Genomic DNA, 25,920 nt, shown 5'->3' with positions numbered 1-25,920 from the left:
GTGTTTGAATAATTAACAGGATTTATACAAACACAGCTTGCAGAACGAAACAATTGAAAATTACTCATCAGCGCAAAAATGAGTCGAAGATCACGTTTCTATTAGCTATTCAGTTCCTGCAAAAGACGTGTATTGAGGTACAGTTTTTCACGCCCGGCAATTTTTTCTTCCAGCACGCCTATCTCAACAAGCGACTTAAGATAAATTGAGGCCGTCTGCCGCTTTGCAATTCCGTTATCGACCAGGTTTTCAATGCGACAATAGGGCTGAGCAAATAGCGTTTGGTTAAGCTCCCAGGTGTAGATTTTAGGCAGTTTTTCACGGATCCATGCTGCTGTTTCTTCTATTAATTTCCGCATGGCAGCGATTTTATCCGTCGTCCATTTTGCCGTGTCTTCCACAGCCTCCAGCATAAAGAGAACCCAGGACTCCCAATCATTCTTAGCCGTAACATTACGAAGCAAGGTGTAATAATCGCTCCGCCTTTCCAGGATAAAGCGAGACAGATAGAGAATCGGTTGCGACAACACGCCACAGTCCATCAAATAGAGGATATTCAGAATGCGTCCCGTACGACCATTTCCGTCGGAAAAGGGGTGAATGCATTCGAACTGATAATGGGACACGGCCATTTTTATCAAAGGATCTAAATCAATATCTGAATGGATGAAATGTTCCCAATTGGATAACAGGTCACGAATGAGCGTTTCGCCATCAGGTGGGGTGTATACCACGTTCTTATTTTGATCGCGAAGCACTGTGCCTGGCGTTTTTCTCACGTCAGTTTCAATGGATCTCAGTGTTGTGCAAATTTCCATAGCTGTGCCAGAACACAGTGGGTAGTCCTGTAAAAGATTAACGCCCTTATACAGCGCAGTGCGATAACGTAACGCTTCTTTTGTTGCAGGGTCAGCGTCTTCAATACGATCGGCGTATTGGAAAAGCTGATCGCTGGTCGTGACAATATTTTCTATGCGAGAAGAGTCTTTCGCTTCCAGCATTGGCAGCAAGTTGATCAATAGTCTTTGATCGGGCAGCAGTTCGCCAGATGTATTGAGTTCAGCTAAAGCAGCTCGAGCCTTAATGCAAGCTTTCAGCACCTTACGCGTCTCGACGAGCGCTGTATCAGGCGGGAGTAGCGGAAGCTGGTTATATGAGCGTTCGGGCATCCATGACATGTTCAAAAAATCCTATTTTATCGACATATATTCATAATATGTCGATAGTAACGACATGTCACGACCATATGTTTAAAAAAGCGATTTTTATAAACATATAAATGACCTGTTAAATAGCAGGGGAAGGCATGTGTTGATATGAAAAAGGAGCTATGGGAATCGCGAAGAGGTGCATGGCACAAAATAAAAACGGACAGTACAGAATACCGTCCGTTATCCCCGCCGGAGCGAGGTTTTTAGCAGGTTTTTGCGGTTGGTAGCCGCAAGCACACTGTGTTACGTCAACAGTGAAACTATACGATCAATTAACCCTGTGCGCAAATTATGCGCACACGATGAGCAGTTTGAGTATGGAACAGGGTGCAAATTTCGTCCAGAAATAACTGTATATATTTACAGTATGAATTTATAATGGTCTTGCCGACCACGGTGTGTATGAGGGACCGCAATGATACGGGCGCACATTAAGTCCTGGCTGAAACGGGTGGTGCCGTCAGTGCCTTAACCCCTTGAGAGCACACTGTGTTACGCCAACAAAACGGCTGGTTACAGGCAGCGGAAAGGTACGCCAGCCGGTCGTGCTCCTTGCCAAAGGAGAAGCGTATGGGCGAAATGGATATGGTTATCCTTATCCTGAAACTCATAGTTGCCTTGCTGCAACTGCTTGAAGCTGTCCTGAAATTACTGCGGTAACTCAGGTTCAAGTCGTACCTAAGAGGGGCGGGCAACCGCCCCTCTTTAATAATCACTGGCAGTTTCCTCATCGCACAGAATAGTCGCTCCGATCGCCGCTTTCATGGTACGTTTTTACGCCGCCCACTGACACTGCGTACTCATGACTGTTACTGTTTTTTGTATTCTGCTGTTTGCCGCCCTTCTGCATGCGAGCTGGAACGCGATTGTTAAAGCGGGCAGCGATAAACTCTATTCCGCCATCTGCGTCAGCGGCTCTGCGGCGTTAATCGCCCTGGTCATGTTGCCTTTCTCACCGCAGCCCTCGCTCGCCAGCGTGCCTTATCTCGCCGTTTCCTGCCTGTTACAGGTTGTCTATACGGTACTGGTCGCTAAAACGTATCAGGTTTCCGATATGAGTCAGACCTATCCGTTGATGCGCGGTACCGCGCCGCTACTGGTGGCCTTGATAAGCGTTCTGTTGTTGGGTGATACATTATCCACCTTTGCCTGGCTCGGTATCGCGGTCATTTGTCTCTCTATTCTTGCCATGGCCTGTAACGGTCGTCACAGCTCAACGCGCGGAATCTGGCTTGCCCTACTAAATTCCTGTTTTATTGCCGGATATACGCTGGTGGACGGCACAGGCGTACGCCTTGCGGGTAGCGCATTCGGTTACACCCTCTGGACGTTTTTCATGAACGGTTTTTGCCTGTTGGCCTGGGCGATGATCGCTCGCCGTCGTGAAGTCTCGCACTATCTGGCGAATAACTGGAAAAAAGGGCTGCCGGGCGGTATTGGCACCATGGGCTCCTACGGGCTGGCGTTATGGGCGATGACGCAGGCGCCACTGGCCGTAGTCGCCGCGCTGCGCGAAACCTCAATTCTCTTTGGCGCGCTGCTCGCCTTTTTAATGCTCAAAGAAAAGGTCGCCGGATTACGGATTGTTGCGGCCTGTGGCATCGCTGCGGGTGCGATCTTACTGCGCCTGTCCTGATCATACTGGCAATCAAAGTTGCCACAAATTGTTTACAAATCCTGCCTGACGGCGGTCGTTCTTTCTGACTCCGCATCTTGTCGTGTCACATTACTGTGGTAGATTCCTCTCGCATTTTACGGTTATGGCAGCACCATATTCTTTATTTATCTTTTTTTAAAACGTATTCAGCGAAATGAAAAGACAGCGTAACGTCAGTTTACTCTTGATGCTGGTCCTGTTGGTGGCAGTGGGACAAATGGCGCAAACCATTTATATTCCCGCCATTGCCGGAATGGCGCAGGATCTCAATGCCCGTGAAGGGGCGGTGCAGAATGTCATGGCCGCCTATCTCCTCACCTATGGCGTATCACAACTCTTTTACGGCCCGTTAGCCGACCGTTTTGGCCGTCGTCCGGCCATCCTTTGCGGGTTAACGGTGTTTATGCTGGCAACACTGGTGGCTGTCACGACCCACAGCCTGACCGTTCTGATAGTCGCCAGCGCCTTTCAGGGGATGGGAACCGGCGTCGGCGGCGTAATGGCGCGCACCCTGCCGCGCGATCTCTATTCCGGCACCGAATTACGCCATGCTAACAGTTTGATGAATATGGGCATTCTGGTAAGCCCGTTGCTCGCCCCGCTGATTGGCGGCCTGCTGACCACCCTCTGGGGCTGGCGCGCCTGTTTTGCGTTCCTGCTGGTACTCTGTACTGGTGTCACCTTCAGCATGGCGCGCTGGATGCCTGAAACGCGCCCGACAGGTACTGTAAAAATGGGGCTGCTCACCCGTTATAAGACTCTGTTGGGCAACGGCATGTTTAACTGCTATTTGTTGATGCTGATTGGGGGGCTGGCCGGTATTGCCGTATTTGAGGCCTGCTCAGGCGTGCTGATGGGCGCCACCCTGGGGCTTTCCAGTATGGCGGTCAGTATTTTGTTCATCCTCCCCATTCCGGCAGCCTTTTTCGGCGCCTGGTTCGCCGGGCGGCAAAATGCGCGCTTCCCGACGCTGATGTGGCAGGCGGTCGCCAGTTGTTTGCTGGCAGGCATCATGATGTGGATCCCCGGCTGGTTTGGCATAATGACAGTCTGGACGCTGCTGGTTCCCGCCGCGCTGTTCTTCTTCGGGGCGGGCATGCTCTTCCCACTGGCGACCAGTGGCGCAATGGAGCCGTTCCCTTTTCTGGCAGGAACGGCGGGGGCGCTGGTTGGCGGCATGCAAAATATGGGATCCGGCGCGCTGGCCTGGTTTTCTGCCGGGCTTCCCCAGACCAGCCAGTTTAGCCTTGGGATGCTGATGACGCTGGCAGGGCTTTTGATTCTGCTGAGCTGGCTGCCGCTGGCGCTGCGCCAGAAGCGCCATGAACACGAACCGGCGGCTTCCCTTCCCGGCGATCCGGCTTCGCATCCGCCTTCTCACAGTCCGGTGAAATAATCGTTTTTAGCAGCGGTTCAGTTGTTGGCCGCCATGCCCCCTCTTCGCCATCATAAAACTGCGTATCCGCATTGAGGGCGAAGGGGATCTGCGCCTTATTCAGCTCACAGGCCATAAACGCGGCGAATGCCAGTTGCGATTCACCAGGCGGACTTTTAATCGTTTCACCCACTGACCAACCGCCGACCCAGGTCGCATGACCGGTTTTTTGCTGCCAGTGGACCGCCGTATTAATACGCGCTCTGATTGCCGCCTTCTCTGCCGCCGTACCCGACGTCCACGGGTACTTTCCGTTATTTTTCAGTGGGCCCCACGGGAAAATATGCCACTCCGCCAGCAAGTAGTTCTGGCTACGCCCAGGCAATTTCAAGGACGTTAAATCCTCGGGCGCGGCCCGCAGGCGCGGCGCAATAAAGATCATGCGTTGCGGGTTGATGTCGTGGATGGTCTTGATGATATTTTCATACGCGCGGTTAAGCGCTGGCATATCGTGATTAAGCTTATCCGAAGGCTCATAAATCAGGTCAAACCCGAGCGTCGGATGTTCGCTGCCAAAGTAATTTGCCACCGTTGACCACCACGCCACCAGCTGCGCTTCGTTTTTCGCACCCGGCTCCGCCTTAAAGGTATCCGCCTGGTAAGAAATAATCGGGATCACGCCATATTTTTCGCAGGCCTCCACCAGCTTACGCAGGTGAATCAGGCGGGCTTCGGTTAATGGATCGGCCACCCGGATACGCACATGGCGAATCCCTTCCGCATAGAAATCACGGACGATAAGCGGATCGAACTCACGGATACCGCGCTCGGTTCGCGCCCAGTCGACATCCATACCCACGCCCAGTTCCTGAGCGTAGCGTGTCGCCGTAAGCGGCGTATCAGCAGCAAACGCAGACGCGCTCGCCAGAAGCAGAGCCATCGCTAATAGTGGTTTTAACACAATTGACCTTGCCAAAATCGGTGGTGATTACATGTATTTAGCATGATTTCTCGCCGAATACGTAGCGCGAAAGCGTAATAAATTCTCACTGTCTCTCCACAATGGTCAGATAACACAAGCAGAGCTATCTGGTTTTACACATTCAAATGCTGTAGCCACTGGATAAATGCCTCAATTTTCGGCCATTGTCTGCCAGGTAACGTGGAAATGTAATAGTGCTGATGACATTTCAGCGCCCTGTCGCCGAAAGGCGCGATAAGCTCCCCACTGTCGAGACGCTTTTGCACCAGCCGTTTGCGCCCCATCGCTACACCGATATGGTTCATAGAGGCAATCACCGCTAAATCTGAACGATCGAAACCAATACCCGGCGATGCAGGCAAACTTACGCCAAAATGCTGCGCCCAGCTGTGCCATTCATCGGTACCGGAGTCATTGCTCCAGGCCTGCCTGTCATGCAGCAACGTACAATGGGGCAAGTTTACCAGCGAACCGGTTAAGTCGAAGCGGCGAGCATAGTCAGGACTACATACCGGAAGAATCTCTTCATCCATCAGGAAATGGTGGGTCAACTGTGCAGAGGGCGCATCATCAAAATAGATGGCCAGATCGATGCCGGCACGCTGGAGATTGACGTTGTCGTTACCGGTTAGCACCGTTAACGAAATGGACGGGTAGCGGCGTGTAAAATCGCCCAATGCGGGCACCAGCCAGCACTGAGCGATGGAGGGCCGGGAGTATACGGTTAATGTGCCGGACAGTTCCTGATTTTTAATATCGAGGATTTCCTGATTCAGCGTATCCAGTGACGATTTCAGCGCCCAGAACACCCTCTTACCTTCTTGAGTAAGCTCCACTTTACGGTGAGAACGGACAAACAGCTGGATGCCCAATTCGTCTTCCAGTTGATTCATGCGATGGCTGACGGCGCTGGGACTCAATGACAGCTCATCTGCCGCCAGCGCAAAAGATTGATGCCTCGCAGCTACCTCAAAGGTATAGAGCTTTGATAACTGCCAGCCGTTGAGCAGGCGATTTCTGCCGTCGCGTAAGGGGTCCATAGCCACCTCTATCACCCGAGTTCGTTTGCCCGCAGTGTAGAAAAAGACGCTGCAAAAATCAGCATAAAGATGAAGCAAAATGAACTATAGCCACTTTCATTGCCATTATTCGACGCAAATCACCCGTTTGATTCAATCTGCCTCATGTGAAGGGCAATTTATATCGTTTGTCAGCCTGGCCCGTGTTTTTGTCCAATAGAGACAGGTTAATCACAGGGCAAGGTGAGATATGCACGCTCAAATCTGGGTTGTGAGCACGCTGCTGATAAGCATCGTGTTGATTGTTCTGACCATCGTGAAGTTCAAATTCCACCCCTTTCTGGCGCTGCTGCTCGCCAGCTTCTTCGTGGGAGCGATGATGGGGATGGGGCCGCTGGACATGGTCAACGCGATTGAAAACGGAATCGGCGGAACGCTAGGGTTCCTCGCCGCGGTTATTGGTCTCGGGACGATTCTCGGCAAAATGATGGAGATCTCCGGCGCGGCGGAACGTATCGGGCTTACGCTCCAGCGCTGCCGCTGGCTCTCTGCAGATGTCATCATGGTGCTGGTGGGGCTGATTTGCGGTATTACGCTGTTTGTTGAAGTGGGCGTCGTGTTGCTGATTCCGCTGGCGTTTTCTATCGCCAAAAAGACCAATACGTCATTACTGAAACTGGCTATTCCGCTTTGTACCGCGTTGATGGCGGTTCACTGCGTCGTCCCGCCACACCCGGCGGCACTGTTTGTGGCCAATAAACTGGGCGCCGATATCGGGTCAGTCATCGTCTACGGTTTGCTGGTCGGTCTGCTGGCGTCACTGATTGGCGGCCCGCTATTCCTGAAACTCCTCGGCAATCGCCTGCCGTTTAAGCCGGTCCCCACAGAATTTGCCGATCTTAACGTTCGCGAGGAAAACACCCTGCCGTCCTTGAGCGCGACGCTTTTTACCGTACTGCTGCCCATCGGCCTGATGTTGGTAAAAACCGTCGCGGAGCTGAACGGGACAAAAAGCGGTACTCTCTATACGCTGCTGGAATTTATCGGCAACCCCATTACCGCCATGTTTATCGCCGTCTTCGTGGCCTATTACATGCTCGGCCTGCGCCAGCATATGGGCATGAGCACGCTTCTCACCCACACCGAAAACGGCTTTGGTTCCATTGCGAATATCCTGCTGATTATCGGCGCGGGCGGTGCGTTTAACGCCATTCTCAAGAGTAGCGGTCTTGCGGATACCCTGGCGGTGCTCCTCTCCGGTATGCACATGCACCCGATTCTGCTCGCCTGGCTGGTGGCGTTGATCCTGCATGCGGCAGTCGGTTCGGCGACGGTAGCCATGATGGGTGCGACGGCGATTGTCGCGCCGATGCTGTCGCTTTATCCCAACGTCAGCCCGGCGATCATCGCCATTGCTATCGGTTCCGGCGCCATTGGCTGCACCATTGTCACCGATTCGCTCTTCTGGCTGGTAAAACAGTACTGCGGCGCAACCCTTAACGAAACGTTCAAATACTATACAACGGCAACATTTATTGCGTCGGTCGTTGCGCTGGCTGGCACATTCCTGCTTTCCTTTATTATCTGAATGCAAAGAGACGTACTATGGAAAACATTCAAACACTCATCGCCCGTCATCCCTTAGTGGCGGACCTGATCGCTCTGAAAGAGACGACCTGGTTTAACCCTGGCACCACCTCTATTGTTGAAGGCCTGCCTTATGTCGGCCTCACGCAGGCAGATGTTGAGGAGGCGCATGCCCGCCTTACCCGTTTCGCACCGTATCTGGCGAAAGCATTCCCGGAAACGGCCGCTGCCGGGGGGATTATTGAGTCAGAGTTGATTGCCATTCCGGCCATGCAAAAGCGGCTCGAAAGCGCCTTCAGGCAGCCGATTGGTGGCGAAATGCTGCTGAAAAAAGACAGTCATCTGCCCATCTCAGGTTCCATCAAAGCCCGTGGCGGCATTTATGAAGTGCTGACTCACGCGGAAAAACTGGCGCTGGAAGCCGGTTTGCTGAGCACCGAGGATGACTACAGCGTGCTGCTCTCACCGGAATTCAAACAGTTTTTTAGCCAGTACAGCATTGCGGTTGGCTCGACTGGCAATCTGGGGCTGTCGATTGGCATCATGAGCGCCCGCATCGGTTTTAACGTGACGGTCCATATGTCTGCCGACGCCCGCGCCTGGAAAAAAGCCAAACTGCGCAGTCACGGCGTGACGGTCGTTGAATATGAAGAAGATTACGGCGTGGCGGTGGAGCAGGGGCGCAAAGCGGCGCAGTCAGATCCGAACTGCTTTTTCATTGACGATGAAAACTCTCGTACCCTGTTTCTGGGCTATGCGGTCGCCGGGCAGCGCCTTAAAGCGCAATTTGCACAACAAGGACGCGTGGTGGATAGCGATCATCCGCTGTTCGTCTATCTCCCCTGCGGCGTAGGCGGCGGGCCTGGCGGCGTGGCTTTTGGCCTGAAACTGGCGTTTGGCGATAACGTACACTGCTTCTTTGCCGAACCGACCCACTCGCCGTGCATGCTGCTGGGGGTGTACACCGGCCTGCATGATGCGATCGCCGTTCAGGATTTGGGTATCGATAATGTCACGGCGGCAGACGGACTGGCGGTGGGCAGAGCGTCCGGGTTTGTAGGCCGCGCCATGCAACGGTTGCTGGACGGGTTCTATACTCTGGATGACCAGACCATGTATAACCTGCTCGGCATTCTGGCCCAGGAAGAAGGCATACGACTGGAACCTTCCGCACTGGCAGGCATGGCAGGGCCGCTCCGCGTTTGCGCGAGCGCGGACTATTTACGTTTACAGAGTATGACCGCAGACCATCTGGATAACGCCACGCATATCGTCTGGGCGACCGGCGGCGGGATGGTGCCAGAAGAAGAGATGGCGCACTACCTGGCAAAAGCCCGGCAGGTCTGATACTGCCTCAAAGGGCGTTAAGGATATGGCGGATATGCATTAGCCCGAACAGCAGCGAAAGAGAAAGCACTGCCAGCGCGATCAGCAGCTTATCGCGGATCGCGCCCGGCGTGGCGAAATCGCTGCTTTCAACATCCATCAGGGTGCGATTACGCGTATAGCGCCACAGCATACCGCCGACCAGTAATAGCACCACCAGCGAGATCCAGAAGGTGATCCCCGCGTGCTGCCAGTTGTGCTTTACCGCAAAGGCAAGCAGGGCAATGTAGCCAAAAAAGGTACGTAGCCAGGCAAGTGAAGTGCGCTCCGGCTGTAGCCCCGGGTCTGCCTTACGCCGCGCCTTACGGTTAGCCACCATACAGCACCAGTCCCATCACCACGGCGGCCACCGTCAGCAAAACAGCACTGATCACCAGCAGGCTTCGCGTATAGGGCAGGTCTTCTTTCAGGCGCATCGCTTTTTCATTGCGCAGCCAGCGCATATAGCCGTAAACCGCTAGTCCCCCGGCAAACAGACAGAGCAGCAACGCCAGCACCTGGCGAATCAGCGGCGTGGCAAATTCCGGCGCCAGTTGATCAAGCCCCACGCCCGCCGCCAGAAAGCCAAGCGCGGTGCGGATCCATGCTAAAAATGTACGCTCGTTGGCCAAAGAGAAGCGGTAATCCGGTGCTTCACCAAGCTGGGAAATTTTCATGAAGGCTCCATGTCGTGCTGCAGGCTGGCATCAGCATAGCGTAAATCGACAAGGACAAAAAACCGGCATCGGGCGATGCCGGCCAGGAAGATTAATGCAGTTCAGGCCAGTAGCCCTTGTTAGCGTCAATCAGGTCATCCAGAATCGCTTTGGCAACCGAGGCGCTTGGTACAGTTTTTGACAGCGTAATCGCCTGCCACAATTTCTGGTATGAACGCTGTTCCCACGCATCCACCACCAGTTTTTCCACCGCCACCTGCTGACTCATCAGCCCTTTCTGGAAGTGCGGAATATCGCCGACGGTGAGCGGCTCTGGTCCGTTATGGCCGACCAGGCAAGGAATTTCCACCATCGCATCAGCATCAAAGTTATGAATCGCACCGTTATTTGGCACAATCAACAGCATGCGCTCCTGAGTATTGAAAGCAATCGCGGTCGCCAGATCGACGATATACGACGCATGTTCATCGATTTCCAGCTCCCCGGCGGAAGACTTACCGGCTTCAATAATCGCCCGGCAGGCGCTGAAAACATGTTTCTCGCGATGATCCATCACTTCATTAGCACGGGTGCGTTCTGGGTTTGAGTGCGCCACCACATAATCCGGGAAGAGGTAATATTTCAGGTACGTGTTGGGCATCGTGTCCGGATCGAGGGCCTGTACGTCTTTTGCTTTGGCAAAAGTGTCGTTCCAGCTCGCTTCGGTATGCGCATTGTCAGAGGGCGGAACATAGCCGTTTTTCGCCACATATTCCCGCAGTTTTGGCAGCAAATCGTTGCCGTTCAGATCCTCAATGGATGTCCACCAGCCGAAGTGATTCAGCCCGTAGTAACGCACGCGCATCTCTTTGCGGTTTTTCAGGCCGACAATCTGCGCCATGCGCCCTTCAATGCCAATCGGCATATCGCAGATGTTGAGGATCTTAGCGTTCGGACGCAGGCGGCGCGTGGCTTCCGCGACAATGGCCGCCGGGTTGGAGTAGTTCAGCATCCACGCATTCGGGGAGTACTGCTCCATGTAGTCCACCAGTTCAAGCACGCCGCCAATAGAGCGCATACCGTAGGAAATCCCACCCGGTCCGCAGGTTTCCTGGCCCAGCACGCCGTGGCGCAGGGGGATTTTCTCATCTTTTTCGCGCATCGGATATTTGCCCACGCGGATATGCGCCATCACGAAATCGACATCGGTAAAGGCCGTTTTCGGATCGGTGGAGTAGCTAAATTCTATCTCCGGCGCCTGTTCCCTGAGGATGATTTTGCACGCTTCGGCGATAGTCTCCTGACGTGCGCCATCGTTGTCGTAGAATTTCAGCGCGCGCAGCGGGAAGCGATCACGGTTAGCGAGCAACATCAGGACAATACCGGGGGTAAAGGTACTACCGCCGCCTGCTATGACAACTGAGAATTTTTTCATGATACAGCCTCCGTCATGGTGGTTTGTTCGTTTGTTAAAGGGGTTTTCATCAGCGATTCAAGCTGGTCGCGCACCTGGGGGACATGCAGACCGACAATCACCTGAATGCCGTTGCCGCGTCGCACCACACCGTGTGCACCCAGGGCTTTAAAGACGTCATCGCTTTGGGTTTGCGCCATATCGACCAGCGCGATGCGTAAGCGGGTGGCGCAGTTGTTAATGCTTTCGATGTTGGCCGCGCCGCCGAGGGCCTGTAAGAATCCTGCGGCCTGGCCGATCTGTTGGCTGGCGGCGGCTGGTGCGCTGGTTTGCCCGCGCGCCGCTTTATAATCAGCCTTGCTGTAGAGTTTGATTTCGCTCTCTTCGCGGCCCGGGGTTTTGAGGTTCAGCCGTTCAATCAGCGTTTTGAAGACCACGAAATAGAGGCCGGTGAAGCAGACGCCGATACCGATTTGGGTGAAGACCGTTGAGGCGTGGTTATGGAACATCGGGATCCAGTTTTGCGGCAGAAACTGGTCAAGTAACCCGCCGCCCATGTTGCCCACAACGCCAAAGACATACATCGTTGTCGCCATAGAGGCCGCCAGGACGGCATGAATGGCAAACAACAGCGGAGAGATAAACAGAAAGGTGAATTCAAGTGGTTCAGTAATGCCCACCAGCACCGCAGTGAGCGTGGCCGGAATAAGCAGACCCGCGACCTTAACGCGGTTTTCTGCTGATGCGGTGTACCAGATAGCCAGCGCAATCCCGACCGAGCCAAACACTTTGGAGTTGCCGTGTAGTGCGAAACCGCCTTCCGGGAAGAGCGTTTTCAGCGGCAATGTGCTCTGGCTAAACTCCTGCAGGTGCTGCGCCCAGTAGACCTGAATACCGCCTTCCACTGCCGCCGGGCCGAAGATGAACGGACCGTAAACAAAGTGGTGCAATCCGGTTGGGATCAGAATACGTTCCAGGAAGGTATACACCCATACGCCCAGCGCACCGGCAGAACGCAGGAACGCCTGCAGGGACTCAATGCCCATCTGCACTTTCGGCCAGCCCAACAGGGTGAGCCAGGCGCAGGGAAGCATGACGAAAAACGCGAGGATAACGACAAACGAGGTGCCCTGGAAAATCCCCAGGAAAACCGGAAGCGGCTTGTCGAAAAAGCGATTGTGGATAGCGGTAACGATGCCCGAAATGATAATAGCGCCAATGATGCTGGTATCGAGTGTTTTGATACCTGCGATCATCGCCAGACCGCTTCCGGCAACGGGTTCGGCAGAAAAATTAACGCCAAAGAAATGCCCCCAGGTCATACCCATCGCATTGATAAAGTAGTTCCAGGTCAGGAAACTGATCAGCACCGCCAGACAGGCTCTGCCCTGCGCCTGCTTAGCAAGGCCGATCGGTAAGCCAACGGCAAAAATCAGCGGCATATTACGGAACACCGCCCAGCCGCCCTCTTCAATGATGTGAACAATTTGCGCGAACAGATTATCCGGGGCGGTTAAGGCCTCGCCGACAAACAGCGGGTTGCGAAGCATGATAGCGATTCCCACCACGATCCCGGCAAACGGAAACAGTAATACCGGGGTAAACATGGCACCGCCAAAACGTTGTATTTGACTGAGCATTTTTAAATCCTCACGTAACAACCTGTAGGGAGTAGAGGCCTTTATGGTTTTTTGCTGGCCTGGGGTGAGGATAAGAATTTACTCATACGCGAACATGGCGTGCCGTTACGATTCGTGATCGCATTCATGGTTTTAATTTGACCTGTCAGGTCTACTTTCGATAGTAAATATGGACATGTCAGAACCGCATTCCTGCACTGATAAGGACAAAGAGGTCTACTGATGATCTACAAATCCATTGCCGACAGATTACGGCTACGGTTGAATTCGTCGGACTATACTGTCGGCAGCCCGTTGCCGGGAGAAAAAGCGCTGGCGCAAGAGTTTGGCGTGGCGCGAATGACCATTCGCAAGGCGTTAGATCTGCTGGAAGGCTGGGGGCTGGTTGAACGCCGCCATGGTAGCGGGACATTTGTCGCACGCAAGGATGTGCACCATGAAACCGCCAATCTGACCGGCCTTGTGGAAGTGCTCCGCCAGCAGGGGAAAGAGGTGCAGAGTAAAGTCCTGCAGTTCGAGGTGATGCCCGCGCCGCCTGCGATTGCCAGCTTGTTGCGGATTCAGGTGGATGAGCGCATCTACTTTTCGCGCCGGATGCGCTACGTGGAAGGGAAGCCCCTGATGCTGGAGGACAGCTTTATGCCCGTGAAGCTCTTTCGCAACCTCTCACTGGCACATCTCGAAGGGTCGAAATTTGATTACATTGAGAAGGAGTGTGGGATAACCATCAGCGGGAACTATGAGAGTCTGACTCCCGTGCTGGCGGATAAATCGCTGGGAGGGTATCTGAATGTCCCGGAACAGACGCCGCTGCTGCGAATCACCTCCCTTTCTTACAGTGACAGCGGCGAGTTCCTGAATTATTCCGTTATGTTCCGTAATACCCGTGATTACCAGGTGGACTACCATCTGCGGCGTATCCACCCGGAAAATGGCTAACTGACACCCCAGAACGTGAGGAATCCCCAGTAATCTTACGTTTTACAGCGATAACGCCGCTTAATAAGAATAAAACCGTGACAGCGATGACAGGGTCCGGCTGAAAATCGATGAGGCGCTGGCGGCTGACCGGGGCCGCCAGCAGGGATGCGGGCGGAGGGGATAGCCTGCAAGGAACGTAAGGTGAACGGAATGACCATCAGAGCCGCATTTTCCCCCTCACCCTGGCCCTCTCCCTCAAGGGAGAGGGGACCGTTCGTGCTCGCATTTTTGTGGGGATTCCTCAGCCCCAGAACAGCACAGCCAGTAACTGCGGCGTGATGATACGCAGGAACATTACCAGCGGGTAAACCGTGGCATAAGAGAGCGCGGCGGCACCGCTGGTGGCGTGCAGGCCGTTGGCAAAGGCCAGCGCCGGGGGATCGGTCATTGAGCCGGCCAGCATGCCGCACAGGGTCAGGTAGTTCATTTTTGCAAACAACCGCGCCAGAATCCCGACAGTCAGCAATGGAATAGCGGTAATAAAAATCCCGTAGCACATCCAGTTGAACCCATCGCCGTGAGTCAGCGTCGCGATAAAATCACCGCCGGATTTCAGCCCGACCACCGCAAGAAACAGCACGATACCTAACTCACGCAGAGCAAGGTTGGCGCTGGGCGGCATGAACCAGTAGAGCTTACCCACGCTGCCGATACGCCCGAGGATCAGCGCCATGATCAGCGGCCCGCCCGCGAGCCCCAGTTTTAATGCCACCGGGAAGCCGGGAACAAAAACAGGAATCGACCCCAGCAAGACCCCCAACCCAATGCCGATAAAGACTGGCAACATCTGGACTTGCTGGAGTTTATGCTGCGCGTTCCCGACCTCAGAAGCCACTGCATCAATGGCCGCCTGACGCCCGACAAGGTTCAGAATGTCGCCGAATTGCAGGCTGGAATCACTGCTGGCTACCAGCTCCACCCCGGCGCGGTTAAGACGGGAAATCACCACGTCATAGCGCTCTTTGAAGTGCAGATCGCGAATGCGCTTACCCAGGACTTTTTCGTTAGTCACCACCACACGCTCAACGCGAAGATCGGTCCCCCGCGTCGAGAGCGAGGTATCGACCTCCTGGCCCATCACCAGTTGCGCGCTATGCAGGTCTTTCGGCAGGCCAACAAGATGCAGCAGGTCACCAACCTGAATAATCGTGCCCGGAGAAGGCACCATCAGCAATTCATCTCGTTTCAGGCGCGAACAGATGATTTTATCGCTGTTCAGCATCGGCACATCCTGAATCGCCATATTGTTCAGGTTCGGGTTTTCCACGCGAATATTAATGGTCTTGATCAGCGAGTTACCCGAGCTGATGCCCGCATCATGCAGTTGCGCTTCCTGCTCAACATTGATGCGAAAACCGACACGAATCAGCCACATGGTCAGTAAAATGCCGCAGATGCCGAACGGGTAGGCCATCGCATAGCTCATCCCCATTTGATCAAGAACATTAGACGGCGTACCCAGGTCATGCAGGATCTGCTGCCCGGCCCCGAGTGCCGGGGTGTTGGTGACCGCACCGGAGAAGATACCCAGAATGACGGGCAGCGGAATATTGAAGAGTTTGTGCAGAATAGCGGTGACCAGTCCGCCCAGTATCACAATCAGAATGGCAAACAAGTTCAGGCGCAGCCCGGAAACGCGCAGCGAGGCAAAAAAGCCCGGCCCGACCTGAATACCGATGGTATAGACAAAGAGGATAAGGCCGAACTCCTGCACGAAGTGCAGCATCGGGCTGCTCAGGGTAATCCCGGCCTGATCAACAAAATGGCCAACGATAATACCGCCGAAAAGCACGCCACCAATCCCAAAACCCACGCCGCGTATTTTTACATTGCCGATCCACAAACCGACGACCGCGACCAGCGCCAGCATGCTTACGGTTAACGCTATATCACTCATGATGGCTCCCTGTGAATAACATTGTAAACACAATGGATTCTCTCAGAGCGGCAGCGGGATGTATGGGCTTTGGCGCACAAAAAAGCCCCGCCGAAACGGGGCAAAGTAAACGCAAAACGGTCACCCTGAGGTGACCGTTTTTGGTGTGTGTGCTTGCGCCCGTGAAAGGGGGTAGAAACCGCGCAATCCCTCCGGGCACAAACGACTATCAGCTATTTAATGCCGGACGCTCGCTAATGGCAATCCGCTGAGGCGCAATGACTTCCGGCACGTTACGGGTCAGGTCAATATGGAGTAAGCCGTTAGCGAATGTCGCGCCAGAGACCTCCATATTTTCCGCCAGCGTAAAGCTCAGGGTGAAAGGTTGAATTACCAGCCCCTGGTGCAGCCATTTCGGCTCGTTGGCCGGTTTTTCCGGCGAACCTTTGATAACTAAACGTGTGCCTTCCAGCTGAATATCCAGCTCTTGCTGGTTAAAACCAGCCAATGCCAGCGTAATGCGGTAATGGTTATCATCGCCCTTTTCAATGTTATAGGGCGGGAATGTCTGATGCTCGGTGGTACTTTGCAGCGCGTTAGCCAGTTTGTCAAAACCGATCCACTGACGCAGCAGCGGGGATAAATCGTAGTTACGCATGATATTTCTCCTTCTGAGAAGCGAGTAAGTTCCTGCAAGCGTGTGGCTCGCATATGCTCCCTGACGGCAAGCATTCAGTTCAGATAATTAGTTAATCTCAATGCGACGCGGTTTCTTTGCTTCCGGAACAACGCGTTCAAGATCAACATACAACAGGCCATTCACCAGATTTGCGCCTTTAACATGGATGTTTTCGGCAAGCTGGAATTTGCGCTCAAAGTTACGTTCGGCGATGCCCTGGTAGAGGTAGGTACGTTCTTTCTGTTCGGTCGCGTGCGCGCCTTTCACGATAAGCAGGTTGTCCTGGGCGGTGATATCCAGTTCGCTTTCCGCGAACCCCGCTACCGCGATCGCGATGCGATAATGGTTTTCGTCAACTAATTCAACGTTGTACGGAGGATAACCACCGTTGCTTTGGTTTTGATTGTTTTCCAGCAGGTTGAACAGACGGTCGAAACCAATGGCTGAACGATAAAGCGGAGAAAGATCGAAGTTACGCATACATAAAGCTCCTGAAATCAGCGAGGTTGTCATTTGCCTTCCACAATGGACAGGCCGCGGTAGCCCAACACCCTTCCGGCGTGTCTTCCGGCTACATTCTTAAAATAGGGGTGACGCTTATGTTTTCAAGGGTCTTTTTCTGACTTTTTTTTGCAGTTTCTCGCGCTTTGCATAGACTGGGATCACAGCACAAAAGGTGAAAGTGCGAATGTCGCCACAGAGCGCAGCATGGAGGCTGTCTTTTTTGGTGCAGGACAGATATAACGCCAGCAGCAGTCTCCATACTGCCCATAACAATGATTAACTGATGATGAAAAATACTCTGATTGTTTCGACGCTGCTTAGTGGAATGGTGTTACTCAGTGGTTGCTCCAGCGTGATGTCGCATACCGGGGGCAAGGAAGGCGTGTATCCGGGTATGAAAGCAAGTTCCACAATGTTGTCGGATGATAATACGAATATCGGTATGAAATCTCTGGTGGTTCTGGATATGCCTTTTACAGCCGTCATGGATACAATACTGCTGCCGTGGGATATGTTCCGCACCGACAGCTCCGTTAAATCCCGCGTCGAGAAAAGCGAAAAGGCCACCATGGCGACGGACAACGTGATTCCGCCCGCCCCCATGGCTAAGCAGTAATTACATACCCGTTTCCGTCATCCAAATTTGGCGGAAACCCGCAATCTCTTCCATCCAGGCGATATAACGACCGTCCGGCGAGAACACGACCGCATCCGCAGACGGCGGATTGCCGTGATCGGTTGTCAAAAAGGTGATGTCGCCGCAAGCGGCATCGCACAGTGCGATACGATTATCCAGCACGAAGCCCAACGCCATCCCCGAAGGATGCCAGTTAAAGGCAGACTGGATACCTGTTTCCGTGTGGGTTAACTGCTGCGGTTCACCACCCTGTGGCGAGATCAACCAAAGCTGGACAATACCCGCATCATCACGCATTAAAAACGCAATCGCCGTACCCTGCGGGTTACTGCGCACCCAGTGGCGCGGTACGTTAGCCAGCCCCGGAAAGGCACGCTGATGAGTAAACGTCAGACGCCGTTGCGAAACGCCTGCTGGTGCTGCTGGCAGGCTTGTCGGCGTACCCTGTAGCGGCCTATCGCCTGGCTGTTTCCATCCCTGCGCCTCTTTCGGCAGGTCAACGATAAACAACTCCGGCACTTTCTCGCCTGTTAACGACAGCGTATCGCCAATAAAGGCCAGCTTATCGTTACCCACCCAACCTTCTTCGTACGCACGGTTGATCTCATCGCTACCGGGAACAGGCGCTGGCGTAGTTCGGCTTACCAGCACGCACCAGTGGCTCCCCGCATACTCGCGTGGATGGGTGAGCGGGGGTTGCACTGGGCCAAAAGGTACGGCGACACCGACATTACGTAAATCCTGCGCCGGGTCCAGTTCGTGCATCACATGATCGTTATAGGTAAAGCTGACGTTCTCGCCGTTGGGGCTAAAGACATGCACATGGCTACCGCCGCGCAACGCGCCCGGCGTAAAGGGTGCGGTGATGTCCATCGCGTCCAGATTGGCGGTTTTTCCATGAGCGTGAATAACGCCGCGACGGTGGTGAAAATCGTAATGCCAGTCAGCATCGGGGTTTTCCGGGCCGTGGATAAAGACATATTTCACTTCATAAGGATGAACGGTCACTACGCCTACGTGTGCCCCCGCTTGCGCCTGATAGATCACCTCAACGGCGCCGGTATGGATATTGACGCGTTCAATGGTTTCACCGGTAAACGACGCGCCGGAAGGGCGAACATCAAACACCAGCCACTGACTGTCCGGTGTCCAGGTGTGGATATTGGTGAGTTGGTGATGACGGGGCGCGGTAGTAATTTGTTTCATGTAATGGATGACCCTGATGCCATGTTTGGCATCAGGGTATCGCAAGGCGGGGAGATTAACCTACCCGTTTTACATCGCCGACCAGCAGGATGTAAGAAAGTGCGCCGATTAATGCCACCACGGAGATATAGACCAGCGCCGGGGCAAAACCGTAGCTCTGTGCCAGATAGCCGATAACCAGCGGCACAGTAATACCACCCAGACCGCCAACAAAGTTAAATACGCCGCCCGTCAGCCCAATCAGACGCATCGGCGCAAGGGAGGAGACCAGCGACCAGGTGATGGAGGCGAAACCGTTGCCGAAAAACGCGATGGCCATCAGCGTCATGATCCATACCGGGTCATTGGTGTAGTTCGCACCCATAATGCAGGTGGAGATCAGCAGACCACAGATGATGGGGGTTTTACGCGCCGCGCCAAGGGAGAAGCCTTTGCGCACCAGTCTGTCCGCCAGCCAGCCGGAGAGCAGCACGCCAAAGAAGGCGGCGAGGAACGGTACCGTGGTCATAAACCCGGCTTTCAGGGCGGTGATGCCTTTTTCCTGAGTCAGGTAGTTCGGGAACCAGGTCAGGAAGAACCACAGCGTAGAGGTGACGGCGAACTGCCCCAGGTAAACCCCGACCAGTTTACGGTGGAACACCAGTTTCCAGTCGGCTTTGGTGAGCGGCTGGCGTGCCTCTTTGGTCACAGGCGCATCACCGTCTACCAGACCACCGCCTTCGCGAATGTATTCCAGCTCTTCATGGGTGACGCTTTTGGTCAGACGTGGCGGTTGATAGACCTTGAACCAGATTAATGACCAGATGATGCCAATCCCGCCGGTAACGATAAATACCCAGTGCCAGCTCAGCAGCTCCTGAATCCAGATAAGCAGCGGGGTAAGAAATGCCAGGCCGACAAACTGACCGGAGGTGTAGAAACCGACCGCGGAAGCGCGTTCGTGTTCCGGGAACCAACTGGTCACCATACGGTTGTTGGTCGGAAAGGCGGGCGCCTCAAAAATCCCGGTAATGGCGCGCAGACCAATCAGCGACATTAACCCTGTCGCAAAGCCCTGAAACAGCGTCGCCACCGACCAGCCAAAGATGGCGATAAAATAGGTGAGGCGAGAGCCGACGCGGTCAAGGAACCAGCCGCCGGGGATCTGACACAACGTATAAAGCCAGGCGAAGGCGGAAAAGACATAGCCCATTTCCGCTTTGGTGATACCAAACTCTTGTTGAATATGCGCGGAGGCCACCGCGAGGTTGGCCCTGTCGACATAACAAATAACAACAGTAATAAAGATCATCACCAGCGTCAGATAACGCCGACGACCGACTTTTGCAGCAGTAACTGAAATATCCATCGCAATCTGTCTCCAGATTTTGGGCATAGCGAGGCCGCTCACCATGCCCGGTAAATTACAGAGGGTGTTTGAATTTATTTATTAATTAATACGCTACACGTAATGCGCTAAATAATTCGTGCTGGGGGAAGGCGGCAAGTTTTCGCATCCCCGGGAGCATACAAAAGTATGTGACCGGGGTAAGAAAACGCAGCCAACGCGCCACCAGTGCGAAGTATGAAGCGCATTTACCATTCGGCGACGGTGCCGTCTTCATTCCGCCAAACCGGATTACGCCAGTCCGGCGCATTCTTACTCAACTCAATAACCTTCTCTTCATCAATGTCCACACCCAGCCCTGGTTTCATCAATGGTTTAAAGAAGCCGCCTTCCATATTGAAATCTTCTTTATTTTTCACGAAGTCGAGCAATTCAGCGCCTTTATTGTAATGAATGCCCATACTCTGCTCCTGGAATACCGCATTGTGGGAAACGAAATCCACATGCAGACAGGCCGCCAGCGCCACCGGACCGAGCGGGCAGTGCGGAGCCAGCGCCACGTCATAGGCTTCGGCCATTCCGGCAATTTTGTAGCACTCGGTAATCCCGCCCGCGTGGGATAAATCCGGCTGCAATATCGAAATGCCACCACCTTCAAGTACACGTTTAAATTCAAAACGCGAGAACATACGTTCGCCAGCGGCAATCGGAATATGCGTTTGCGCCGCCAGACGCGGATAATATTCCGCCTGCTCTGCCAGTACCGGCTCTTCAATAAATAACGGGCGATACGGCTCAAGTTCTTTAATTAATACTTTCGCCATCGGCGCACTGACGCGACCATGGAAATCGAGGCCAAATTCAATTTCATTACCGAAGGCTTCGCGAATTTGCGCGACGGTGTTCACTGCTGCGTCAACCGCACGTGAGTTATCAATCACGCCCATCTCTTCACAACCGTTCAGCTTAAAGGTATCAAAGCCAATGTTGCGCAGAGTCTTAATGCCGTCGATCACTTCCGCCGGACGGTCGCCGCCGACCCAGCTGTACGCTTTGATTTTGTCACGCACCAGGCCGCCCATAAGTTGCCAGACCGGCGCATTGTGAACTTTGCCTTTGATATCCCACAGCGCCTGGTCAATACCGGCAATGGCGCTCATCAGAATCGGGCCGCCACGGTAAAAACCAGCACGGTACATCACCTGCCATAAATCGTTGATTCGTGCCGGATCCTGGCCAATCAGATAATCACCCAGTTCATGGACTGCCGCTTCAACCGTGCGGGCGCGTCCTTCAATGACCGGCTCTCCCCAGCCAACAACGCCTTCATCGGTTTCGATTTTCAGGAACATCCAGCGCGGGGGTAAACGGTAAGTGGTGAGTTTCGTTATTTTCATTGCACTGCCTCTCGATACGCGTTAACAAATGCGGTTGCCTGCTGTGCGGTGCGCTCCACGGACTGCCCGGCACGATACAAATCGCTACCCAGCCCGGCGCCCACGCAGCCAGCCTTAATCCATTGCGCCAGGTTTTCTGGCGTCACGCCCCCCACGGCAAAGACCGGCACTTCCGGCGGTAAAACCGCTTTCAACGCTTTGATGTAGTCCGGGCCAAAAGCCGAAGAGGGGAAGATTTTCAGCGCCTGGGCGCCCGCATCAAGCGCGGTAAAGGCTTCGCTGGCGGTCGCGCAGCCCGGGCAGACCGTCATGCCGTAGCGCACCGCGCGGCGAATGACCTCGGGCTGAATATTGGGAGTGACGATCAATTTGCAGCCTATCTCAGCCAGTTGGTCAACCTGCTCTGGCTTGAGAACGGTGCCCGCGCCAATCAGTGCTTTGTCGCCAAAGGCCTCCACGATGGCTGGAATGCTTTTTTCCCACTGGGGCGAATTGAGCGGGATCTCTACCGCATCGAAACCAGCGTTAATCACCGCACCGACGTGCGCCAGCGCTTCGTCGGGGGTGACGCCACGTAATATTGCGATGAGCGGAAGGTTAGTTTGCCACTGCATGAACAATGCTCCTTATTCCTGTCTGAAATGCGGTGTCGCCGGAAATAACCGTAGTCTTACGGCCCATTGCCTCCAGCGCCTGCTGATAGCGGCCGGACAGTGCTTTTCCCGCAACGATGGTGACCTGATGATCGCTATAGCGCTCAGCCATGCTGGCGACTTCGGCGCCAATCAGCAGACCCGATAAAAACTCGCTAACCTGTTCATGCGGTAAATGACCGAGCACATGGGCGGCACGGACTTCGAACAGTTGCGGCAGAATTGCGGGCGTAGCGAGGCCGCGTTCAAGCCCGGACGTAAATGCCGCAGATGACACCTCCTGCTCCGGCAGACCCGCCCCCACCAGCGAATGGCGCAACAGTAAATGGTGCAATTCACCGGTCATCACGGTGCGAAAATCATGGATTTGGCGTTCATCTGCGCGCACCCATTTGCAGTGGGTGCCCGGCATGACATAAACAGAAGAAGGAGAAAGTTCACGTGCACCCAGCAGCTGCGTCTCCTCGCCACGCATCACGTTGTGGTTATCGTCGCGAGAAACGCACAGGCCGGGAATAATCCAGACATTGTCGCCAACGGCAGTTAACTGCTCGCCAATGGTGGAGAAACAGGCAGGAACGGGTAAGTAGGGAGCCACTTTCCAGCCGACATTGCTGCCTACCATACCTGCCATCACCACTGGCGTTTGCGCATCACGCCAGCCGTGGGTAATTTCTGCTAACACCGCTTGTGGGGATTTACCATTCAGGCGTGTAACACCTGCTTCTGATTGCCTGCTCTCCAGGCATTCCACCCCCTGATAAAGCCAGGCGCGTAAATTGGTCGACCCCCAGTCAATTGCGATGTAGCGAGATGTCATGTGATTTCCTTAAGCCTTCGGGTAGAGCTGGCGATCATGGTCAGCGCCGCCTGCTCTGCTGCATCACCGTCCTGATGCCGTATCGCATCGAACAGCGCCTTATGTTCCTGGAGCGTTTTTGGCATGTTGGCTTCATCGCCCATCCAGGTTCGTTCAAATACCGCCCGCTGAAGCGAACTTATCGCTACGGTCAATTGCTGTAACACCGGGTTATGTACCGACCCCAGTACCGCTTCGTGATAACGAATGTCCGCCTCATTGAACGCATCGCGATTCTGGTTATTCGCAATCATGTCGTTAAGCGCCGCCTCGATTTGCGCCAGATCGCTTGAGGTCGCGCGCTCCGCCGCCCAGCGAGCAATGGCGGGCTCGACAAGATTTCGCACCTCACTCATCGCGCTGATGAGTCGCGGGTCATAGTCGTTTTCCAGTACCCATTGCAGTACTTCGGTATCGAGGTAATTCCACTGATTGCGCGGCGCCACAAATGCGCCGCGATAACGTTTTATCTCGATCAGTCTCTTCGCCATTAATGAGCGAAAGACTTCGCGAATGATGTTGCGCGAGGTTTCAAACTCCTCGCAGAGTTCTGCTTCTGCCGGAAGCGCTGAGCCGGGGACATATTTCCCGGCCACAATCTGGTGCCCTAATGTGATGACGATGCGGTCGGTTTTGGTGAGAGTCATGGCATGCCCTTATTCACTGTGTATGCCTGCCTACTTTACCTCGACCGGCGATTTTCGCCTCATCCTTGCACTACAAACAGCGCTTACTTCTCTTTCGTTGAATTGAAATGTAGTACAATCATTTATAGTTGTACTACAATTTAGATCGCAAAATGAACGACAGATCACAAAATTAACGCCCTTCACTTCACCGTCACTTCACCCGAGCCGCGTATCGTCCTTATCAACATGAGGAGGGGATATGCAGCATTTTGATGTGGCGATTATTGGTCTGGGGCCAGCGGGAGCCGCGCTGGCACGGCAGTTAGCGGGCAAGATGAGCGTGCTGGCATTAGACAAAAAGCAACAATGCGGGACGGGCGGATTTATGAAACCGTGTGGCGGATTGCTGGCCCCGGACGCGCAACGCTCGTTTATCCGTGCGGGTATTACGCTGCCGGTGCAGGTACTGGCCGATCCACAAATTTTCAGCGTGCAAACGCTGGATGTGCAAACGGGAATTGCACGCAACTATCAACGCAGCTATGTCAATATTGACAGACATGCCTTTGATTTATGGATGAAGTCATTAATCCCTGCTTCGGTCGCCGTTCATCACGATGCTTTGTGTAAAACGATCAGCCGCCAGGACAACCGCTGGCATCTGAAGTATGCGGTTGACGGTGAAATCCATGAGGCAACGGCAGCGTATCTGGTGGGCGGCGATGGCGCGAACTCGATGGTGCGGCGTGTTCTGTATCCCGATCATGAAATCCGCAAGTACGTCTCGTTGCAGCAGTGGTTCAAGGACCGTCACCCTTCACCGTTCTATTCCTGCGTGTTTGATAACGAGACAACCGATTGTTATTCATGGAGTATCTGTAAAGACGGCTATTTTATTTTCGGTGGGGCATTTGCCATGAAGGATGGCAGGGAGAATTTTCTCCGCCTCAAACAGCGTCTTGAACCGTTCGATTTTCGCTTTGGCGACGCGGTGAAAACGGAGAAATGTACAGTGCTGTGCCCGTCCCGCTGGGCGGATTTTGTCTGCGGAAAAGAGAATGCGTTTCTGATTGGCGAAGCAGCGGGTTTTATCAGCGCCAGTTCCCTGGAGGGGATCAGCTATGCACTGGATAGCGCGGAAATTCTGGCAGACGTATTGCGCGGAGGGGCAAAAAACCTCAATGCGGAATACTGGAAGAAAACGCGGCGATTACGCATGAAATTGCTGGGAAAAGTTGTTAAAAATCGTTGTCTGACTACGCCATGGATACGCAGTCTCATCATGAAAAGTAGGATAAGCCATATCCCGGTGCAGCAGGAAACGCCTGGGCAGGCAAGGGCCTGATCGCCCCTGCCTGACGGCAGATTAATTCAGCACAAACTTCTCAATGGCATACGCTACGCCATCTTCAAGGTTGGATTTGGTGACAAAGTTGGCCACTTCTTTCACCGACGGAATGGCGTTATCCATTGCCACACCCACGCCAGCATATTCAATCATGGCGATGTCGTTTTCCTGATCGCCGATGGTCATGATCTCTTCCGGCTTGATGCCCAGCACCTCAGCCAGCGATTTCACGCCGGTACCTTTATTGACGCGTTTATCAAGCATTTCGAGGAAGTAAGGCGCGCTTTTCAGCACGGTATATTTTTCTTTCACTTCTGCCGGGATGCGGGCAATCGCTTTATCGAGGATTTCCGGCTCATCAATCATCATCACCTTGAGGAACTGCGTGTTCGGATCCATGTTTTCCGGCTCACAGAACACCAGCGGGATGGTGGCGACGTAGGATTCGTGCACCGTATAGTAGCTGATATCCCGGTTGGCGGTGTACAGCGTATTGCGATCGAGCGCGTGGAAGTGTGAACCGACTTCGCGGGACAGTTTTTCCAGATAGCGATAATCGTCATAGCTCAGTGCCGTTTGTGTCACCGTGCTGCCGTCATGGGCCTTTTGCACCAGCGCGCCGTTGTAAGTGATGCAGTAATCACCTTCCCGTTCCATGTGCAGCTCTTTGACGTAGGCATGAACCCCGGCGTAAGGGCGGCCTGTCGTCAGTACCACTTTCACGCCTTTTTCACGCGCTGCGGCGATCGCGTTTTTTACGGCAGGTGAAATTGTGTGGTCAGGCAGCAGTAAGGTGCCGTCCATGTCGATTGCAATAAGTTTGATAGCCATGAGATCCCCGGGATAAATGAGTGCTGCCTCATGCTAACGCGATTAAGCACACAAAAATAGAGCTACATTGCGCTACAGAAGCACCCC

At 53.9% G+C, this 25,920-nt stretch carries 24 protein-coding genes and 1 pseudogene; 8 read left to right on the top strand and 17 right to left on the bottom strand.

Features of this window, described 5'->3' with window-relative positions; translation table 11 throughout:
* Positions 1-101 precede the first annotated feature (101 nt).
* The gene (gene fic, locus AB182_RS25405; RefSeq protein WP_047372491.1) at positions 102-1,178 is read right to left on the bottom strand and encodes a protein adenylyltransferase Fic; all 1,077 of its coding nucleotides are present in this window, start codon (positions 1,176-1,178) and stop codon (positions 102-104) included.
* 603 nt (positions 1,179-1,781) lie between these two features.
* Between fic and tisB the strand changes: the two genes are divergently transcribed.
* From tisB to emrD, 3 genes and pseudogenes are all read left to right on the top strand, one after another.
* Complete coding sequence (gene tisB, locus AB182_RS31105; RefSeq protein WP_064572414.1) at positions 1,782-1,871, top strand: type I toxin-antitoxin system toxin TisB; 90 nt, start codon at positions 1,782-1,784, stop codon at positions 1,869-1,871.
* Positions 1,872-2,013: 142 nt separating this feature from the next.
* Positions 2,014-2,847, top strand: a complete 834-nt coding sequence (locus tag AB182_RS25400; protein ID WP_047372490.1) for a DMT family transporter — start codon at positions 2,014-2,016, stop codon at positions 2,845-2,847.
* Positions 2,848-3,022: 175 nt separating this feature from the next.
* Positions 3,023-4,195, top strand: a pseudogene (gene emrD / locus AB182_RS25395) (multidrug efflux MFS transporter EmrD); the annotation flags it as partial.
* Here the strand turns inward: emrD and AB182_RS33415 are convergent.
* On the bottom strand, positions 4,110-5,204 hold the full coding sequence (locus tag AB182_RS33415) for a cellulase family glycosylhydrolase (RefSeq protein WP_380081264.1): 1,095 nt from the start codon (positions 5,202-5,204) through the stop codon (positions 4,110-4,112). The pseudogene emrD and the gene AB182_RS33415 overlap by 86 nt on opposite strands.
* 134 nt (positions 5,205-5,338) lie before the next feature.
* Complete coding sequence (dsdC, locus tag AB182_RS25390) at positions 5,339-6,265, bottom strand: DNA-binding transcriptional regulator DsdC (RefSeq protein ID WP_047372488.1); 927 nt, start codon at positions 6,263-6,265, stop codon at positions 5,339-5,341.
* A gap of 229 nt (positions 6,266-6,494) precedes the next feature.
* Between dsdC and dsdX the strand changes: the two genes are divergently transcribed.
* Positions 6,495-7,832 carry a D-serine transporter DsdX gene (gene dsdX, locus AB182_RS25385; RefSeq protein WP_047372487.1) on the top strand — a complete coding sequence of 446 codons (1,338 nt, stop codon included), beginning with the start codon at positions 6,495-6,497 and terminating at the stop codon, positions 7,830-7,832.
* Between the two features lie 17 nt (positions 7,833-7,849).
* Positions 7,850-9,178, top strand: a complete 1,329-nt coding sequence (dsdA, locus tag AB182_RS25380; RefSeq protein ID WP_047372486.1) for a D-serine ammonia-lyase — start codon at positions 7,850-7,852, stop codon at positions 9,176-9,178.
* 7 nt (positions 9,179-9,185) lie between these two features.
* Here dsdA and AB182_RS25375 read toward each other — a convergent pair whose 3' ends face one another.
* From AB182_RS25375 to AB182_RS25360, 4 genes are all read right to left on the bottom strand, one after another.
* Positions 9,186-9,536: a DUF202 domain-containing protein gene (locus tag AB182_RS25375; protein WP_047372485.1), complete on the bottom strand. Its 351-nt coding sequence runs from the start codon at positions 9,534-9,536 to the stop codon at positions 9,186-9,188.
* Positions 9,526-9,873, bottom strand: a complete 348-nt coding sequence (locus AB182_RS25370; RefSeq protein WP_047372484.1) for a YidH family protein — start codon at positions 9,871-9,873, stop codon at positions 9,526-9,528. The genes AB182_RS25375 and AB182_RS25370 overlap by 11 nt, the downstream gene beginning before the upstream one ends.
* 91 nt (positions 9,874-9,964) lie before the next feature.
* Entirely contained in the window at positions 9,965-11,287 is a 1,323-nt protein-coding gene (locus AB182_RS25365) for a 6-phospho-alpha-glucosidase (protein WP_047372483.1), read from the bottom strand.
* Entirely contained in the window at positions 11,284-12,906 is a 1,623-nt protein-coding gene (locus AB182_RS25360) for an alpha-glucoside-specific PTS transporter subunit IIBC (protein WP_047372482.1), read from the bottom strand. Before AB182_RS25360 ends, AB182_RS25365 begins: the two co-directional genes overlap by 4 nt.
* Before the next feature lie 222 nt (positions 12,907-13,128).
* Here AB182_RS25360 and AB182_RS25355 point away from each other — a divergent pair, with 222 nt between their 5' ends.
* Complete coding sequence (locus AB182_RS25355) at positions 13,129-13,845, top strand: GntR family transcriptional regulator (RefSeq protein WP_047372481.1); 717 nt, start codon at positions 13,129-13,131, stop codon at positions 13,843-13,845.
* 283 nt (positions 13,846-14,128) lie between these two features.
* Here AB182_RS25355 and AB182_RS25350 read toward each other — a convergent pair whose 3' ends face one another.
* The 3 genes from AB182_RS25350 to ibpA all read right to left on the bottom strand — a co-directional run bounded on the left by AB182_RS25350 (position 14,129) and on the right by ibpA (position 16,922).
* A complete protein-coding gene (locus tag AB182_RS25350; protein ID WP_047372480.1) occupies positions 14,129-15,784 on the bottom strand; it encodes a putative transporter in 1,656 nt (551 codons plus the stop codon).
* 208 nt (positions 15,785-15,992) lie between these two features.
* On the bottom strand, positions 15,993-16,421 hold the full coding sequence (gene ibpB, locus AB182_RS25345) for a small heat shock chaperone IbpB (RefSeq protein WP_047372479.1): 429 nt from the start codon (positions 16,419-16,421) through the stop codon (positions 15,993-15,995).
* A gap of 87 nt (positions 16,422-16,508) precedes the next feature.
* Positions 16,509-16,922: a small heat shock chaperone IbpA gene (gene ibpA, locus AB182_RS25340; protein WP_047372478.1), complete on the bottom strand. Its 414-nt coding sequence runs from the start codon at positions 16,920-16,922 to the stop codon at positions 16,509-16,511.
* 307 nt (positions 16,923-17,229) lie between these two features.
* On the opposite strand from ibpA, the gene AB182_RS25335 reads away from it, so the two are divergent.
* Positions 17,230-17,562 (top strand): YceK/YidQ family lipoprotein, encoded by a 333-nt coding sequence (locus AB182_RS25335; RefSeq protein ID WP_071845958.1) that lies wholly within the window; start codon positions 17,230-17,232, stop codon positions 17,560-17,562.
* Here the strand turns inward: AB182_RS25335 and AB182_RS25330 are convergent, their stop codons facing one another.
* The 6 genes from AB182_RS25330 to dgoR form a co-directional block, all read right to left on the bottom strand.
* Positions 17,563-18,789, bottom strand: a complete 1,227-nt coding sequence (locus AB182_RS25330) for a DUF3748 domain-containing protein (protein WP_082137096.1) — start codon at positions 18,787-18,789, stop codon at positions 17,563-17,565.
* A 55-nt stretch (positions 18,790-18,844) separates the two neighbouring features.
* On the bottom strand, positions 18,845-20,182 hold the full coding sequence (locus tag AB182_RS25325; protein ID WP_071845957.1) for an MFS transporter: 1,338 nt from the start codon (positions 20,180-20,182) through the stop codon (positions 18,845-18,847).
* Between the two features lie 182 nt (positions 20,183-20,364).
* Positions 20,365-21,513, bottom strand: coding sequence for a galactonate dehydratase (dgoD, locus tag AB182_RS25320; protein WP_047372476.1), 1,149 nt, complete (start codon positions 21,511-21,513; stop codon positions 20,365-20,367).
* On the bottom strand, positions 21,510-22,127 hold the full coding sequence (locus AB182_RS25315; RefSeq protein ID WP_047372475.1) for a 2-dehydro-3-deoxy-6-phosphogalactonate aldolase: 618 nt from the start codon (positions 22,125-22,127) through the stop codon (positions 21,510-21,512). The genes dgoD and AB182_RS25315 overlap by 4 nt, the downstream gene beginning before the upstream one ends.
* Complete coding sequence (locus AB182_RS25310) at positions 22,111-22,986, bottom strand: 2-dehydro-3-deoxygalactonokinase (RefSeq protein WP_047372474.1); 876 nt, start codon at positions 22,984-22,986, stop codon at positions 22,111-22,113. The genes AB182_RS25315 and AB182_RS25310 overlap by 17 nt, the downstream gene beginning before the upstream one ends.
* Entirely contained in the window at positions 22,983-23,672 is a 690-nt protein-coding gene (gene dgoR, locus AB182_RS25305) for a D-galactonate utilization transcriptional regulator DgoR (protein WP_047372473.1), read from the bottom strand. The genes AB182_RS25310 and dgoR overlap by 4 nt, the downstream gene beginning before the upstream one ends.
* Positions 23,673-23,913: 241 nt before the next feature.
* Between dgoR and AB182_RS25300 the strand changes: the two genes are divergently transcribed.
* Positions 23,914-24,999, top strand: coding sequence for an FAD-binding protein (locus tag AB182_RS25300; protein ID WP_047372472.1), 1,086 nt, complete (start codon positions 23,914-23,916; stop codon positions 24,997-24,999).
* A gap of 21 nt (positions 25,000-25,020) precedes the next feature.
* Here the strand turns inward: AB182_RS25300 and yidA are convergent, their stop codons facing one another.
* Positions 25,021-25,833 (bottom strand): sugar-phosphatase, encoded by an 813-nt coding sequence (gene yidA, locus AB182_RS25295; protein WP_047372471.1) that lies wholly within the window; start codon positions 25,831-25,833, stop codon positions 25,021-25,023.
* Positions 25,834-25,920 lie beyond the last annotated feature (87 nt).

The sequence above is a fragment of the Phytobacter ursingii genome (assembly GCF_001022135.1).
Classification (GTDB): Bacteria; Pseudomonadota; Gammaproteobacteria; order Enterobacterales; family Enterobacteriaceae; genus Phytobacter; species Phytobacter ursingii.
Note: the sequence above shows the minus strand (reverse complement) of the source record. Positions and strands in the feature narration are given on the sequence as shown.